Here is a 15915-nt window from a genome sequence, read left to right on the forward strand (position 1 = left end):
CCGCGGCACCCCTGCAGCACCGGTCCAGAGTGTCCCGCAGCGCGCAGGAACGCCTCAGAAGCGGTCCTCACTGTCCCGAACCGCGGGAGCGCCCGAACCGCGGGAGCACCCGGACCGGAGGTGTGCACACGCACGCACCCACCGAACGCACCACCCCGCCTAGTGATGCTTCTGCGCGAGCCTCCACATGGTCCACGAGGTGCCGATGAACCTCAGCAGCTGGAAGAACGGGTTGCGCCGGCGCTTGAGCTCCTCGCGCGTGGGCAGCGGCGCGTTCGAGATGCGCTCGTCGGTGGTATCCATCACAGGCCTCCGATCACTCCGGGATCCAGGTCCAGCCCGGGCGGGCCTTCGCCTTGTAGATGAACAGGGTGTGGAGCATGCGCTTCACCCAGTGGCCGGACAACCCGATCTCGCCGCGGGTGGCCTTGAGGTCGCGCCCCGTCTCGGGGTACTTCTCCCAGTCGGGCACCACGGGGCTCATGGTCATCGCGGCGGCCGTGCCGGTGCGCATGCCGTGGCCGGCGGACGCGACGCACGCCGCGGCCATCTCGGCCATCGACGCGGAGTGGGTGGGAGCCTCGGCCCCCTTGACGATCATGTCCGCGATCGACTTGGCGACCACCTTGCCCATGGTCCCCGACGGCATGCCGGTGCGCGGCGGCGACGGCGCGACGGGCACCCCGTCGGGCGTCTTGCGCGGCTGGGAGATCTGGTGCGGGGGCGCGAACGCGATGCCCACCGCGAACACGTTGGGGTACGCGGGGCTCTGGTAGGTGCGCGGCCAGTCCTTCGCCGTCCACTCCTCGTAGGGCTTGGCGGTGTAGTCGGCGTCGACCTTGAGGAACCCGGACGGCGCGAAGACCGTGCCCGTGATGTCCTCGCCCGCACGGTCGAACGCCTTCCAGTCGTTGCCCTTGAACGGCGGCAGCAGCATGGCGAAGTCGTAGGCGAGGTCGTTGTGGGACCCGTCGAGCTGGTCGTAGTGGATGACGCCTGGGTCGATCGAGGTGACGGCCGCACCCGTGATGGCGCGCACGCCGCGCTCGCGGAACAGCGACTCCGTCCACAGCTGCGACGAGGTCCGGTAGCCGTTCTGCTCGAACTGCATGCCGCCCACGCCGAAGTCGCCCAGCTCGTTCTCGTTGGTGAGGTAGACGATGTCCGCGTTGTCGCGCACGCCCGCCTCGCGCAGCTCGTGCTCGACGTTGAACGTGTACTCGAACGCCGCGCCCTCGCAGGTGCACGTGCCGTGGCCCACGCCGATCACCACGGTCTGCTTGCGCGTCCGCAGCACCTCCGTGAGCGCCGCGAGCCTGGCGGAGGCCTCCGTCGCGTGATCGGGCGTGCACACGGAGACCGTGTGGCCGCCGTCCGGCCCGAGCCCCGGCGTCGCGCCGAAGTTCAGCTTGGGGCCGGTCGCGTTGATGACGTAGTCGTAGCGGAGCCTCTCGGTCTCCCCGTCCCGTCCGGGAGAGGTGTGCTCGATCTCCACGGCGGGCCGCGCATCGGCCTCATCCCCCTCGGGCCACAGCGCGAAGGCCTTGCCCTGCACGAACGTGACGCCCGCCTTCTTGTAGACCGGCGCGAGGTCGAACACCACCTTCTCCGGCGCCATCCGTCCCACGCCCACCCAGATGTTGGACGGGATCCAGTTGTAGGTGGGCTTGGGATTGACCACCACCACCTCATGCTCGCGCGGGAGCAGCTTGCGCAGGTAGAGGGCGGCGGTGTGCCCGGACACGCCGGCGCCGAGGACGACCACGCGGGCCATGTCGATCACCTTCCTCGCTGATCTGCGGGGACCGTCCCCATTGACGGTCCCTCGTTACCACTCTATACCCCTCGGGGTATGCCTCACCACCGCCCCGCCACGGGACGATGCACGGGTTCAGCCCTTGCGCTTCTCCGCCTGATTGCGCAGGAAGATGAGCGGCAGGAGCAGCGTCGCGAGCGCCGTGACGAGCCACACGAGCACCGTCGCGAAGACCCACGTGCTCACGCCGTCGATCTGCAGGTCGTCGGCGAGGAGCGAGGTCAGGAGCAGCGACACGAACGTCGACACCAGGCCCACCCCGCCCGTGAACGCGGAGGCGTACTTGGCCGTCATCTTGAGGATGAACGGGGACAGCAGGCTCTGCAGCACCGCGAAGATCACCGTGGCGACCACCAGGCCCGTCGCCGTGATCGTGAAGCCGTCGAGGACCATCGCCGTGATCCACAGACCCAACGCGGCCGACCCGAGGAAGATCGCCGCACTCACCAGGAATCTCACCATGTACCTGACGTTACGCCGGTGCAACGGAGCGCGCGCGGGATGGGCGAGCGATGCCGGAAACGTGCGTCGAGGGCGCGTCCAGCGCGACGCGCCCTCGAGGCTGGGAACCACCCGCGCACCCTCGGCCGGCAGGGACCACCGGCCGCGCACTACGGGACCTGTTGCCTAGGACTCTAACCCACGACACGTGCGATGAGGGGTCGCAGAGTGCCACAAATCGGGTCACGATTCGGCGTCGGTCGGAGGGCGGCCGGCTGTCGGCCGCGCGCCCGCCCCGCGCCCGCCCCGCGCCCGCCGCGAGCCTGCCGGGGCGTCGGTGCCGTCCGGTAGATTCGCGACATGCTGCATCATGCGCCGCTGGTCATGACGATCGGCGTGGGCCTGGTGGCGGCCTTCGTGCTCGGGTTCGCGGCGCAGAAGGCGCGGCTGTCGCCCATCGTCGGCTACCTCGCTGCGGGCCTGATGATCGGGCCCTACACGCCCGGCTACGTGGGCGACGTCGACCTGGCCACCCAGCTCAGCGAGATCGGCGTGATCCTGCTGATGTTCGGCGTGGGCCTGCACTTCTCCTTCCGCGAGCTGCTCGCCGTCCGCAAGGTCGCTCTCCCCGGCGCGATCGCGCAGATGACCGTCGCCACGGCGCTCGGCACCGGCCTGGGCCTCGCGCTGGGCTGGTCGCTCGACGCATCGCTGCTGTTCGGGCTCGCGCTGTCGGTGGCGTCGACGGTGGTGATGCTCCGCGCGCTCGAGGAGCGACAGCTGCTCGACACGCGCGCCGGACACATCGCGGTCGGCTGGCTCATCGTCGAGGACCTGGCGATGGTGCTCGCCCTCGTCGTGGTGCCGGTGCTCGCCACCGACGGCGCCACCGCGGGCGCCGTGGCCGGCGAGCTCGCCTGGACGCTCGTCAAGGTGGGCGGGTTCGCGGCGATCATGCTGATCGTGGGCACGCGCGCCATTCCCTGGCTGCTCGCCCGGGTGGCCGATGCGGGGTCGCGCGAGCTCTTCACCCTCGCCGTCCTCGCGATCGGCCTGGGCGTCGCGGTGGGCGCCGCTCAGCTGTTCGGCGTCTCGCTCGCCCTGGGCGCCTTCTTCGCGGGCATGGTGCTGCGGGAGTCCGAGCTGTCGCATCGGGCGGCGGAGGACTCGCTGCCGCTGCGCGACGCCTTCGCGGTGCTGTTCTTCGTCTCCGTGGGCATGCTCGTCGACCCGCGCATCGTCCTCGAGCGCCCGCTCGCGCTGGTCGCCACGGTGGCCGTGATCATCCTGGGCAAGGGCATCGTCGCGTTCGCCCTGGTCCGCGCGATGCGGTACTCGCGGTCGATGGCGCTCGTCGTGGCCGCCTCGCTCGCGCAGATCGGCGAGTTCTCCTTCATCCTCGTCACGCTCGGCGCGGACCTCGACGTCCTCCCCGGCGAGGCGCAGGACCTGGTGCTCGCGGCCGCGATCCTGTCGATCATCGTCAACCCGCTGCTGTTCGTCGTCGTGGAGCGCGCGACGCGCAAGCGCCACGGGGGCGAGCGCCCGCTCACCGCGGAGGCGCGCGGCCACGTGATCGTCGTGGGCCACGGGCGCGTGGGCCGGCGCGCGGCGCGCGGGCTGCGCGACGGCGGGGTCGATGTGGTGGTGGTCGACGACGACGAGCGCCGGGTCGAGGCGGTGCGCGAGTCCGGCCACGAGGCGATCCTGGGCAACGGCTCGCGCGACGGCGTGCTCACGGCCGCGGGCATCGCGACGGCACGGGCGGTGCTCATCAGCGTGCCCGACCCCCTCAACGCGGGCGCGATCGCCGCGACCGCACGCGCGCTCGCGCCGCGCGTCGCGATCCTGGCGCGGGGCCACGGCCGCCGCGACATCGAGTACCTCACGGAGCAGGGCGCCTCCCGGGTGGTGGTCGGGGTGCACGAGGCCGCGGACCTCATGGTCCGGCTCGCGAGCGACGGCGACGCGCGCGGCTCCTGACCCCGCTACTCGGTTCCGCGCAGCACCCGGTTCCAGGCGTTCGTCAGCGCGACCGCCTCGACGATCGCGCCCATCTGCACCGGGTTGAAGAACCGGCCCGCGCTCGCCCGCGCCTGCGGCTCGAGCCCGCGCGGCGGGTCCGTGAGCACCTCGGCCAGGCGCAGCGCGGCGGACTCCCCGTGCGTGAGCAGCCCGTCACGGGAGAGCAGCACCGGCCGCGCGAGCGCCGCGATCACGTCGGGCCGCACGCCCTCCATCGCGAGGGACTCGGAGTGGAGGCGCACCGAGTGCGTGCAGCCGTTGAGGTGGGAGACCCGCAGCCGGATCATGTCGCGCAGGCGCGGGTCGAGCACGGAGCCCGCGTGCGCGTCGAGCGCCTCGAGCTCCTTGAGCACCTCCCCCGCGACCTGGGCCCGCATGGGACGAGGTTATTCCGGCCGCGCCGCAGGATGCGGGAGGCGTGCGGGAGGCGTGCGGGAAGCCCCGCGCCCTTGCCGCTGTTCCTACCGGTCGGGAGGATGACACGGTGGACGTCGACGCAGCGCTGCAGGCCGCGGGCCGCGGCGACCGCCGCGCGTTCGACCGGGTCATCGACGCGACGCTGCCGGCCGCCTGGTCCCACGCGCTGGCCGTCTGCGGCGACCCCGACGCCGCCGCGCGCGCCGCCGAGCGCGCCCTCGTCGAGGCCTGGAGGTCCGCCCCCGCGCTGGAATCCCCGGCCGATGCGCGGGCCTGGGTCCTCGCCCTCGCCCACCGGTTCGCCCGGGCCGAGCGGGCGGGCGGCCCCCTCCCCCTGCCCGACGCGGCCCGCGGATCCCTCGCCCGCCTGCCCGTGCCGCAGCGCGAGGCGCTCGAGGCCTGCTGGGCCGGCGGCCTCACGGTCGATCAGGCCGCGCGCCGGCTGGACACGGACGCCGACACGGTCGCGCTGCGGCTCGGCGGCGCCCTCGCCGCCCTCGCGGGGACGCGCCCATGATGGAGCCGCACGACCACGCGGGCGCCTTCGCGCTCGGCGCGCTGCCTCCGGGGCGAGCGGAGGCCTTCGAGACGCATCTGCGCGGCTGCGCCGCCTGCCGGCGGCACCTGGTCGCGCTCTCCCCCGGCGTCGCCCTCCTGGCGGGGGACGATGCGCCGGTCGCCCCGGGCGGCTCTCTCGCCACTCCCGACGGCCTCGCCACGCGCATCCGGGCGGCGGTCGATGCCACGGAGCAGGAGGTGCCCGGCGGCGCGCCGCCTCGCCCCGGGTGGACCCGGGTCGCGATCGGGGCGGGACTGGTGCTGGCGGCCGCGGGCGTGATCATCGGCACGGTGACCGTCATCGACGACTTCAACCGGCCGCCGGTCGTCGAGGCGCGCTCGGACCACGACCGCATCCGCACGGCCGCGGACCGGGTCGACTACGCGATCGGCGACGCGTCCGTGTGGGTCTCGCGCGCGGTGGGCGGGGAGGAGCTCGACGGCGTCGCGCTCGGCGGCGACCTGCCCGAGCCCGCCGAGGGACGCACCTACCAGCTGTGGGTGCGCGGCGCGGACCAGGTCACCGCCGGTCCGCAGGCGGTCCGCACCCCGGACGGGAGCTGGGCGGCGGCGTGGCTCGCGGACCTCACCGGCGCGACGGCCATCGTGCTGTCGACCGAGCCCGAGGGAGGGTCGGGCGCGCCCACCGACGTCGTCGCGGAGGTCGACCTCGCCCGACCGGTCGGCGACGACTGAGGCGACCGGCGCATCGTCCTCGGGCGACCCGCGCATCGTCCCTGGGACCGCAGGTGCCGCCCGCGGGCGGGCGGAATGGAACAATGTCCCCCATGACTTCTCGCATCCCTGACAAGGCCACCGTCGACGGACTCGAGGACCGCTGGAACGAGGCGTGGGAGGCCCAGGGCACCTACCGCTTCGACGCGTCGAAGACCCGCGAGGAGGTCTACTCGATCGACACGCCGCCGCCGACGGTCTCGGGCTCGCTGCACGTGGGCCACGTGTTCAGCTACACGCACACCGACGTGGTGGCGCGCTACCAGCGCATGCGCGGCCGCGAGGTGTTCTACCCCATGGGGTGGGACGACAACGGCCTGCCCACCGAGCGCCGCGTGCAGAACTACTACGGCGTCCGCTGCGACCCGTCCCTGCCGTACACCGAGGGCTTCGTGCCCCCGCACTCGGGCGGGGCCAAGTCCGTCAAGGCCGCGGACCAGGTGCCCATCTCGCGCCGCAACTTCGTGGAGCTGTGCGAGGAGCTCACCGAGCAGGACGAGCAGCAGTTCGAGGCGCTGTGGCGCCACCTGGGCCTGTCCGTCGACTGGTCGCGCACATACCAGACCATCTCCCCGTCGTCGCAGGCGGTCGCCCAGCAGGCGTTCCTGCGTGGCCTCGCGCGCGGCGAGTGCTACCAGGCCGAGGCCCCCACCCTGTGGGACGTCACCTTCCGCACCGCGGTCGCTCAGGCCGAGCTCGAGGACCGCGACCGCCCCGGCGCCTACCACCGCCTCGCGTTCGAGCCCGCCGCGGACCTCGAGGAGGCCACCGGCTCGTACGGCTCGGTGTACATCGAGACCACCCGCCCCGAGCTGCTCGCCGCGTGCGTGGCGCTCGTGGCGCACCCGGACGACGAGCGCTACCAGCCGATGTTCGGCAAGCACGTGCGCACGCCGCTGTTCGGCGTCGAGGTGCCCATCGTCCCCCACCACCTCGCGCAGCCGGACAAGGGCTCGGGCATCGCGATGATCTGCACCTTCGGCGACATCACCGACGTGACGTGGTGGCGCGAGCTGCGCCTGCCCACGCGCCCGGTGGTCGGCTGGGACGGCAGGATCCTGGCCGATGCACCGGCCGGGATCACCTCGGAGGAGGGCCTGGCCGCGTATGCCGAGATCGCCGGGCTCACCGTGTTCTCCGCGCAGAAGCGCATCGTCGAGATGCTGGTCGAGGCCGGCCTCATGGAGGGCGAGCCGCGCACCATCTCCCACCCGGTGAAGTTCTTCGAGAAGGGCGACAAGCCGCTCGAGATCGTCTCCACCCGCCAGTGGTACATCCGCAACGGCGGCACCGACGCGGACCTCAACGAGGCGCTGGTGGCGCGCGGCGCGGAGCTGGGCTTCGAGCCCGACTTCATGCGCGTGCGCTACGAGAACTGGGTCAAGGGCCTCACCGGCGACTGGCTCATCTCGCGCCAGCGCTTCTTCGGCGTGCCCATCCCCGTCTGGTACCCGGTGCTCGCGGACGGCTCGCCCGACTACGACCACCCGCTGGTGCCGTCCGAGGACGCGCTGCCCGTCGACCCGTCCACCGATGTCCCCGCGGGCTACAGCGCAGACCAGCGCGACGTGCCCGGCGGCTTCACCGGCGAGAAGGACATCATGGACACGTGGGCGACGTCCTCGCTCACCCCGCAGATCGTGTGCGGCTGGCGCGACGACCCGGCGCTGTTCGCCGCGACGTTCCCCATGGACCTGCGCCCCCAGGGCCAGGACATCATCCGCACCTGGCTCTTCTCGACCGTGGTGCGCTCGCACGCCGAGCACGGCTGCCTGCCGTGGAAGCACGCCGCGATCTCCGGCTGGATCCTCGACCCCGACCGCAAGAAGATGTCGAAGTCCAAGGGCAATGTGGTCACGCCCATGGGCCTGCTCGAGCAGCACGGCTCGGACGCGGTGCGCTACTGGGCCGCCGCGGCGCGCCTGGGCACCGACGCGGCGTTCGACGAGGGCCAGATGAAGATCGGCCGTCGCCTCGCGATGAAGATCCTCAACGCCTCGAAGTTCGTGCTGGGCGCGACCGGGATCTCCACGGCGGCGAACGAGTCGCTCGAGTCCGGGATCGACGCCGCGGCGCACGTCACCGCCGCGCCGGTGACCGAGCCGCTCGACCAGGCCATGCTCGGCGCTCTCGCCGACGTGGTGGACGCCGCCACCGCGGCGCTCGAGGCGTACGACCACACGCGTGCGCTCGAGGTCGCGGAGACGCTGTTCTGGACGTTCTGCGACGACTATGTGGAGCTGGTCAAGGCCCGCGCCTACGATGGCGCCGCGCCGGGTGCCGCGATCGACCCGCTGGCGCCGTGCGCGCCGGAGGCCGCCTCCGCGCGTGCCGCGCTGACGCTCGCGCTCGACACCTTCCTGCGCCTGTTCGCGCCGGTGCTGCCCTTCGCGACCGAGGAGGTGTGGTCGTGGTTCCGCTCGGGTTCCATCCACCGCGCCCCGTGGCCGGAGTCGGCGCCGCTGCGCGAGGCCGTGGGTGGTGGGGCCGGGGCCTCCTCCCCCGCCTCCGCCTCCTCCCCCGTCTCCTCCCCCGTCTCCTCCGCGCTCTCGGGCGCCGCGTTCCTCACCGCCACCGGTGAGGCGCTCTCGGCGCTGCGCAAGCTCAAGTCGGACGCCAAGGTGCCCCAGCGCACGCCCATCGAGTCGGTGGACCTGCTGGTGCCCGAGGCCAAGGTCGCGGCCGTGCGTGCCGCCGAGCCCGACCTCAAGGCCGCCGGCCGCGTGGTCACGATGCAGATCGTGGACGCGATGGCGGCCCTCGAGCCGGGCGTGGACGGACTCGTCAACACGGACGGCGCCCCCGACGAGATCGCGGACCCCAACGTCATGCGCACGGAGAACGTGGTCCTGGGCGAGGCGTAGCCCCGACCCTCGACGCTCCAGCAGCCTCGCGAACCGATCCCCTGCCCGTCCCCGCGCGGGTAGGCCCCCTCCCGAAATGGGTAGGTGGTGGTCGGTTTCGCGAGGTTGCTGCGTCTGAGGGGTAGCTCATGGTCGTTTCCCGCGACCACCACCCCGTCCCGGCCGATGTCCCCAGGCCCCGACGCAAAGGCGCAGTCCGCAGCCGGGACCGGGAAGGCGCGCTCGCAGTCCCTCGCCCCGCCTACAACGGTGGCGTGACACACCTGCGATCACTCCCCGATCTCGCGCCGGGACTGACCCTCGCCGAGGCCCTGGCGCGCGAACCTCGCGCCTTCACCTTCGCCGAGCTCGCCGGCCTCGCGACCGCGCGCAAGGCTCGCACCGCGATCGCTCGCGGCGAGGTCACGCGCCTCCTCCCCGACGCGTACGTCGGCGCGATCCACCGCGACTCGTTCGCCGCCCGGGTCGACGCCGCGCTCCTGTGGGCCGGCCCCGCCGCGGCGGTGTCGGGCTCGTCAGCGATGTTCATCTGGGGCTTCCTCGCACAGCCACCCGCGCAGGTCGAGATCGCGCTGCCGCACCCGAGCCATCCCCAGACCCCGGACTGGCTGCGCCTCCGCCGCGTGACGTGGGATCCGCCCGTCAGCCGGGTGGGCGCCCTCACGGTCATGGGCCCGTCGCACGCCGTGATCCTCGGATACGGCCGCCTGCCCAGGAGGGATCGCGCCTCCGCGCTGTACCGGGCGATCCGCACGGGACTCGTCTCCGCCGCCGGCCTGCAGGCCACCCTGGAGTCGGTCCCCCGCGTGCCCGAACGCCGCGAACTCGTGGACCGGCTCCAAGCCGCGGCAGCCGGGTCGGAGAGCTACCTCGAGGAGGCGGGCCTGCGCCGCGTGTTCAACACCCGCGAGTTCTCGCGCTTCATCCGGCAGCACTCGGTGGTCGTGCAAGGCCTCCGGTTCAGACTCGACATGTTCGACGCCGAGACGCTCACCGCCGTCGAGCTCGACGGCGCCGCCTACCACTCGAGCCCCGAGCAGCGCCTGCGCGACAACCAGCGCGACGCGTTGCTCGCGACGGTCGGGATTCAGACGATCCGCCTGCCGTATCACGATGTGGTCGAACGGCCCGACTGGTGTCGAGCGCTCGTCAGAGGGGTCCTCGTGTCGCGGTCCGGCACGTGAACGACACTGAGCTACCCCTCAGACGCAGCAACCTCACGGAACCGACCACCATCTACCCATTCCGAGGAAGGGGCCGTGGGGCGGAGGCGGGGCTCGCCCGAGAACGCGAAGCCGGCTACGCCGCGCCCTGCTCCTCGACGCGGGTGAGGTACGCGGGCTGGACGCGCTCGATGACCACCTCGCGGGTCACCACCACGCGCGCGATGTCGTCGCGACCGGGGACCTCGAACATGGTCTCCTGGAGGACCTCCTCCATGATGGCGCGCAGGCCGCGCGCGCCGGTGCCGCGCTCGAGCGCCTGCTCCGCGATCGCCTCGACGGCCTCGGCCTCGAACAGCAGCTCCACGCCGTCGAGCTCGAACATCCGCTGGTACTGCTTGACCAGCGCGTTCTTGGGCTCGGTGAGGATGGACACCATGGCCGGCACGTCGAGCGGCCGGACCGTCGCGATGACGGGCATGCGGCCGATGAACTCGGGGATGAGCCCGAACTTGTGCAGGTCGCCCGGCGTCACCTGCGCGAACAGGTCCGAGTTGTCGGCCTCCTTGAGCGTCGCCCCGAAGCCGATCCCCTTGCGCCCCACGCGCGAAGAGATGATCTCCTCGAGCCCGGCGAACGCGCCGCCCAGGATGAAGAGCACGTCGGTGGTGTCGATCTGGATGAACTCCTGGTGCGGGTGCTTGCGCCCGCCCTGCGGCGGCACCGACGCGGTGGAGCCCTCGAGGATCTTCAGCAGCGCCTGCTGGACGCCCTCGCCGGACACGTCGCGCGTGATCGACGGGTTCTCCGCCTTGCGGGCGACCTTGTCGATCTCGTCGATGTAGATGATGCCGCGCTGCGCCTTGTCGACGTCGTAGTCGGCGGCCTGCAGCAGCTTGAGGAGGATGTTCTCCACGTCCTCGCCCACGTAGCCGGCCTCGGTCAGCGCGGTCGCGTCCGCGATCGCGAACGGCACGTTGAGCATCTTGGCGAGGGTCTGCGCGAGGTACGTCTTGCCCGTGCCCGTGGGGCCGATGAACAGGACGTTCGACTTCGCGATCTCGACCTGGTCGTCGTCGCCCTTGCGTCCCTCACCCGCGCGCACGCGCTTGTAGTGGTTGTAGACCGCGACGGACAGCGCGCGCTTGGCCTGCTCCTGGCCCACGATGTACTGGCCCAGGAAGTCGTAGATCTCGCGGGGCTTGGGAAGCTCGACGAACTCGGCCTCGACCTGCTCCGCGAACTCCTCCTCGATGATCTCGTTGCACAGCTCGATGCACTCGTCGCAGATGTACACACCGCCGCCGGCGATGAGCTTGCGCACCTGCTTCTGCGTCTTGCCGCAGAACGAACACTTGAGCAGGTCGCCGCTGTCCGCGGGTCGATTCATCGAGAGACTCCTCGTTAGACTTCCGTGCCCTTCTAGAGTAGGGCCCGCCTCCGACATCCGTGCGGGCGGCGCGCCGCCCGCCCTCGGCAACCGCGCCGGAGCAGGGACGATGCGCGCCTCACCGACGCCCTCACACCTCGCCGTGCGCCCGAGCGGGACACCGTCCGAGGCCCGCGCGCACGCCTCACCGCAGCCCGGATACGCGCGAGGGGCGCCGGCCCCGGCACGAGGCCGGCACCGACGCCCCAGGCGTCACAGCAGGTCAGGCGGGCTTGACCACCGGGTTCACGCCCTTGCGCGACTCGAGCACCTGGTCGACCAGGCCGTACTCGCGGGCCTGCTCGGCCGAGAGGAACGTGTCGCGCTCGATGTCCTCGCGCACCTTCTCGGGCGTCTGGCCCGAGTGGAAGGCGAGCGTGTTCTCGAGCCACTCGCGCATGCGGAGCATCTCCTCCGCGTAGATCTCGATGTCCGAGGCCTGCGCGCGGGCGCCGCCCTCGATGCGCGGCTGGTGGATCATCACGCGGGCGTTGGGCAGCGCGAGGCGCTTGCCGGGCGAGCCCGCCGCGAGCACCACGGCCGCCGCGGAGGCGGCCTGGCCCAGGCACACCGTCTGGATCTCCGGCTTGATGTACTGCATCGTGTCGTAGATCGCGGTGAGCGCGGTCTGCGAGCCACCGGGCGAGTTGATGTACAGGGTGATGAGGCGGTCCGGGTCCTGCGACTCGAGCACGAGCAGCTGGGCCATCACGTCGTCCGCCGAGGCGTCGTCGATCTGGACGCCCAGGAAGATGATGCGGTCCTCGAACAGCTTCGCGTACGGGTCCTGGCGCTTGAAGCCGTAGGCCGTGCGCTCCTCGAACGACGGCAGGATGTAGCGCGACGACGGTCCCGCCGGGGCCACGCCGCCGAAGGAGCCGGCCGTGCGACCGGCGGCCTCGAATGCTCGCTGGATGTCGCTCACGCCTTGCCTCCCTGGGACTTGTCGCCGGCCTCGACGGCGTGCTTGATGACCTTGTCGACGAAGCCGTACTCGAGCGCCTCGTCCGCCGTGAACCAGCGGTCGCGGTCGGCGTCCTTGGTCACCTGCTCCAGGGACTTGCCGGTCTGCTCCGCCGTGAGCTCCGCGAGCACCTTCTTCATGTGCATGATGAGCTCCGCGTTGATGCGGATGTCCGTGGTGGTGCCGTAGATGCCGCCCGACGGCTGGTGCATCATCACGCGGGCGTGCGGGGTCGCGTAGCGCTTGCCCGGCGCGCCGGAGCTCAGCAGGAACTGGCCCATCGACGCCGCCATGCCCATCGCGACGGTCGCGACGTCCGGCTTGATGTACTGCATCGTGTCGTAGATCGCCATGCCCGCGGTGATCGAGCCGCCGGGGCTGTTGATGTACAGGTAGATGTCCTTCTCGGGGTCCTCCGCCGCGAGCAGCATCATCTGGGCGCAGATGGCGTTCGCGTTGTCGTCGCGCACCTCGTCGCCCAGCCAGATGATGCGCTCACGCAGCAGCCTGTTGAAGATCGAGTCGTTGAGCGCCATCCCGGGCCCCTCGCCTCGCGCCGTGATCTCGTTCACGAGTCTCCTCCTGTCAAGGGTTCTGCTTGACCCTAACGCGTGGCACCGACACCCACCCCCCGCGCCGCCCCAGGTTTCGCTACGGGGTGAACGGAACCCCTGCATCGTCCCCCGGGACGATGCGATGCCCCCTCGGGGCGGTCCCCGATGCCCCGGGCGCGGGGATCGGGCGGGCGGACGATGCGCGGGCGGGCCGCCGGGTCTAGCGTCGGGAGAGGAGGCACCCACCACCGCGACGAGGAGGGGCATCATGACCACCGCACCCGAGAACGAGCCGGCGCCGCAGGGCGCGGCTCCCCCGCCCCAGGCGGGGCCGCCGCCCCAGTACGCGGCGCCGCAGCACCACGCCTATCAGCCCTACCCGCAGCAGGTGCCGCCGCCGGTGCCGCCGCGCGATCCGCGCACGGAGAAGAACTGGATGGGCACGCTCTCGCTCGTGCTGTCGCTGCTGGGCCTGTTCACGTGGTTCACGGCGATCGCGGGCATCGTGCTCGGCCACCTGAGCCAGAGCGCGGCCAAGCGCGGCGAGGCGGACAACCAGGGCATGGGCCTCGCGGGGCTCATCGTCGGCTACGTGATCGTCGGCATCGGGATGCTGCTGCTCGTCGCGGTCGTGGCGCTCACCTTGGGCTTCGCCGGGTGGGCGATCGGCGAGTGCGCCGGCTCGAACCCCGCCGACTGGTGCACCGGCGACTGAGGCCGCCGGCTCGACCCGACACCGCATCGTCCCCCGCCTGGACTAGCGTGGAACCAGGCACGATCAAGGAGAACCGCCATGAGCGACCAGCGACCCGACAACGCCGACGACCCGTACCGCTCCCCCGAGGCCCAGCAGCCGCCCCAGCCGCAACAGCCTCCGCAGGGCGACCCCTACGCGGCGCCGCAGGGCCAGTACGCACAGCCGCAGTACGGGCAGCCCCAGCCCGCCCAGCCCGGCCAGCCGCAGTACGCGCAGCAGCCGTACGGCCAGCAGCCCGGCTACCCGCCGCAGGCGGCGCCGGCGCAGTACGCCACGACCAAGCCGCGCACGTGGATGAACGTCGTGTCGCTGGTGACCAGCCTGCTGGGCATCGGGCTCGCGGGCGTGATCTTCGGCCACCTGGGCGTGAGCGCCGCGAACAAGGGCGAGGCCGACTACAAGGGCCTGGGCATCGCGGGCCTGATCCTGGGCTACCTCCAGATCCTGCTGGGCATCGCGTTCCTCATCTTCGCGGTGATCGCGGTGACGTCCTGCGCCAACGACCCGGCGTGCACCGACTGGTGGAACTCGATCACGGTCGAGACCTCCTGAGCGACCCCGGACGCCGCGTCCGGACAGCACGACGCCCCGGTCACCGTGCGGTGACCGGGGCGTCGTCGCGTGCGGGCCGGACGGCCCGGGCGGGTTACTTCTCGGCGTCCGCGGCGGCGGTGTCCGCAGCCTCGGCGTCCGCGGCGGCGGCCTTCTTGGTGGTCTTGCGCGCGCGGGTGGTCTTCGCGGGCTTCTTGGCGGGGGCCTCCTCGGCGGGGGCCTCGGCGGCCTCCTCCGCGGGCGCCTCGACGCTGCCCTCACCAGAGACCTCAACAACCTCGATGGTCTCCTCGACGGTCTCAACCACCTCGACGACCTCGGCGGCGGCCTCGGCCTCGGCGGCCTCCTCGCCCTTCTCGTCCTCGAGCGAGCCGATGACGCCGGACAGGTCCACGGCCGCACCGTTGGTGTCGACCACGGTGGCGCGGCGCAGGGCGAAGGCGGTGGCCTTCGAGCGCGCGACCTCGGACACCATCGCGGGCATCTGGCCGGCCTTCTCGACCTGGCCGATGAAGGTGCCCGGGTCCATCTGGTACTGGCGGGCGGCGTTGAGCAGGTAGTCCAGGAGCTCGGACTGCTCGACCTCGATCGAGAGGTCCTCGGCGAGCTGGTCGAGGATGATCTGCGTGCGCAGGGCCTTCTTGGCTTCCTCGGTCACCTCGGCGCGGTGCTCGTCGTCCTCGAGGCGGTTCTCGTTCTCGAGGTGCGCGTGGACCTCGGACTCGATGACCTTCTTGGGCAGCTCGAAGTCGGCGGCGTCGGCGAGGAGCTCGAGGAGCTTCTCGCGGGCCTCCATGGCCTGGTTGTTGGCCTTGATGCGCTTGGCCTGGCCCTCGAGGTCCTCGCGGAGCTCGGCGAGCGTGTCGAACTCGGAGGCGAGCTGGGCGAAGTCGTCGTCCGCCTCGGGCAGCTCGCGGGTCTTGACGGCGGTCACCTTGACGGTGATCTGCGCGGTCTCGCCGGCGTGGTCGCCCGCCGCGAGCGGACCCTCGTAGGTGGTCTCCTCGTCGGCCGAGAGGCCGGTGACGGCCTCGTCGAGGCCCTCGAGCATGTTGCCGGCACCGATCTGGTAGGAGGTGCCCTGCACGTTGTCGATGGTCTCGCCGTCGATGACCGCGGCGAGGTCGAGCGTCACGAAGTCGCCGTCGGCGGCGGGGCGGTCCACGGACACCAGGGTGCCGAAGCGCTCGCGGAGCGCGTCGAGGCGCTCGTCCACGTCGGCCTCGGAGACGTCGGCGGGCTCGATCTCGACCTTGAGGTCGGCGGCGGCGGGGAGCTTCACCTCGGGGCGAACCTCGACGGTGGCGACGAACTCGGCGCCCTCGTCACCCTCGACCGAGCCGGGGACCTTGGTGACCTCGACCTCGGGCTGGCCGAACGGACGGATGTCCTGCTCGCGCACGGCCTCCGAGTACCAGCCGGCCAGGCCGTCGTTGATCGCGTGCTCGATGATCGCGCCCTTGCCCACGCGCTGCTCGAGGACCTTCGCCGGCACCTTGCCCTTGCGGAAGCCGGGGATCTGCACCTGCTTGCCCACGTGCTCGTAGGCGTGCTTCATGCTGTCGGCGAGGTCAGCCTCGGTGAGGGAGACCGTGAGCTTGACGGTCGTGGCGTCGATCTTCTCGAGGGCGCTGGTCACT

The 15915-nt window shown here is 71.9% G+C and carries 15 protein-coding genes; 7 read left to right on the plus strand and 8 right to left on the minus strand.

What is annotated here, in order from left to right; translation table 11 throughout:
* Window positions 1-159: 159 nt before the first annotated feature.
* The 3 genes from AOM03_RS12885 to AOM03_RS10840 form a co-directional block, all read right to left on the minus strand.
* Window positions 160-303 (minus strand): hypothetical protein, encoded by a 144-nt coding sequence (locus AOM03_RS12885; RefSeq protein WP_169746429.1) that lies wholly within the window; start codon window positions 301-303, stop codon window positions 160-162.
* Between the two features lie 13 nt (window positions 304-316).
* On the minus strand, window positions 317-1774 hold the full coding sequence (locus AOM03_RS10835; protein ID WP_062381387.1) for an NAD(P)/FAD-dependent oxidoreductase: 1458 nt from the start codon (window positions 1772-1774) through the stop codon (window positions 317-319).
* Between the two features lie 117 nt (window positions 1775-1891).
* Window positions 1892-2278 carry a phage holin family protein gene (locus tag AOM03_RS10840; protein WP_062381262.1) on the minus strand — a complete coding sequence of 129 codons (387 nt, stop codon included), beginning with the start codon at window positions 2276-2278 and terminating at the stop codon, window positions 1892-1894.
* A 339-nt stretch (window positions 2279-2617) separates the two neighbouring features.
* On the opposite strand from AOM03_RS10840, the gene AOM03_RS10845 reads away from it, so the two are divergent.
* Window positions 2618-4240, plus strand: a complete 1623-nt coding sequence (locus tag AOM03_RS10845) for a cation:proton antiporter domain-containing protein (RefSeq protein ID WP_062381263.1) — start codon at window positions 2618-2620, stop codon at window positions 4238-4240.
* A gap of 5 nt (window positions 4241-4245) precedes the next feature.
* Here AOM03_RS10845 and AOM03_RS10850 read toward each other — a convergent pair whose 3' ends face one another.
* Window positions 4246-4659: a carboxymuconolactone decarboxylase family protein gene (locus AOM03_RS10850; RefSeq protein WP_062381265.1), complete on the minus strand. Its 414-nt coding sequence runs from the start codon at window positions 4657-4659 to the stop codon at window positions 4246-4248.
* Window positions 4660-4766: 107 nt separating this feature from the next.
* On the opposite strand from AOM03_RS10850, the gene AOM03_RS10855 reads away from it, so the two are divergent.
* The 4 genes from AOM03_RS10855 to AOM03_RS10870 all read left to right on the plus strand — a co-directional run bounded on the left by AOM03_RS10855 (window position 4767) and on the right by AOM03_RS10870 (window position 10040).
* Window positions 4767-5216, plus strand: a complete 450-nt coding sequence (locus AOM03_RS10855; RefSeq protein WP_062381267.1) for an RNA polymerase sigma factor — start codon at window positions 4767-4769, stop codon at window positions 5214-5216.
* Complete coding sequence (locus AOM03_RS10860) at window positions 5213-5953, plus strand: anti-sigma factor (protein ID WP_082092368.1); 741 nt, start codon at window positions 5213-5215, stop codon at window positions 5951-5953. The genes AOM03_RS10855 and AOM03_RS10860 overlap by 4 nt, the downstream gene beginning before the upstream one ends.
* 83 nt (window positions 5954-6036) lie before the next feature.
* The gene (gene valS / locus AOM03_RS10865) at window positions 6037-8856 is read left to right on the plus strand and encodes a valine--tRNA ligase (RefSeq protein ID WP_082092354.1); all 2820 of its coding nucleotides are present in this window, start codon (window positions 6037-6039) and stop codon (window positions 8854-8856) included.
* 254 nt (window positions 8857-9110) lie between these two features.
* A complete protein-coding gene (locus AOM03_RS10870) occupies window positions 9111-10040 on the plus strand; it encodes a DUF559 domain-containing protein (protein ID WP_062381271.1) in 930 nt (309 codons plus the stop codon).
* A 115-nt stretch (window positions 10041-10155) separates the two neighbouring features.
* Here the strand turns inward: AOM03_RS10870 and clpX are convergent, their stop codons facing one another.
* The 3 genes from clpX to AOM03_RS10885 form a co-directional block, all read right to left on the minus strand.
* Window positions 10156-11409, minus strand: coding sequence for an ATP-dependent Clp protease ATP-binding subunit ClpX (gene clpX / locus AOM03_RS10875; RefSeq protein ID WP_062381273.1), 1254 nt, complete (start codon window positions 11407-11409; stop codon window positions 10156-10158).
* A 262-nt stretch (window positions 11410-11671) separates the two neighbouring features.
* The gene (locus AOM03_RS10880) at window positions 11672-12373 is read right to left on the minus strand and encodes an ATP-dependent Clp protease proteolytic subunit (RefSeq protein ID WP_439645044.1); all 702 of its coding nucleotides are present in this window, start codon (window positions 12371-12373) and stop codon (window positions 11672-11674) included.
* A complete protein-coding gene (locus AOM03_RS10885; RefSeq protein WP_062381388.1) occupies window positions 12370-12948 on the minus strand; it encodes an ATP-dependent Clp protease proteolytic subunit in 579 nt (192 codons plus the stop codon). The genes AOM03_RS10880 and AOM03_RS10885 overlap by 4 nt, the downstream gene beginning before the upstream one ends.
* A gap of 286 nt (window positions 12949-13234) precedes the next feature.
* Here AOM03_RS10885 and AOM03_RS12825 point away from each other — a divergent pair, with 286 nt between their 5' ends.
* A complete protein-coding gene (locus AOM03_RS12825; protein ID WP_062381275.1) occupies window positions 13235-13681 on the plus strand; it encodes a DUF4190 domain-containing protein in 447 nt (148 codons plus the stop codon).
* A 78-nt stretch (window positions 13682-13759) separates the two neighbouring features.
* On the plus strand, window positions 13760-14275 hold the full coding sequence (locus AOM03_RS10895) for a DUF4190 domain-containing protein (protein WP_062381277.1): 516 nt from the start codon (window positions 13760-13762) through the stop codon (window positions 14273-14275).
* A gap of 94 nt (window positions 14276-14369) precedes the next feature.
* Here AOM03_RS10895 and tig read toward each other — a convergent pair whose 3' ends face one another.
* Window positions 14370-15914 (minus strand): trigger factor, encoded by a 1545-nt coding sequence (tig, locus tag AOM03_RS10900; protein ID WP_082092355.1) that lies wholly within the window; start codon window positions 15912-15914, stop codon window positions 14370-14372.
* Window position 15915 lies beyond the last annotated feature (1 nt).

It is taken from the genome of Demequina pelophila (assembly GCF_000971175.1).
Taxonomy (GTDB): domain Bacteria; phylum Actinomycetota; class Actinomycetes; order Actinomycetales; family Demequinaceae; genus Demequina; species Demequina pelophila.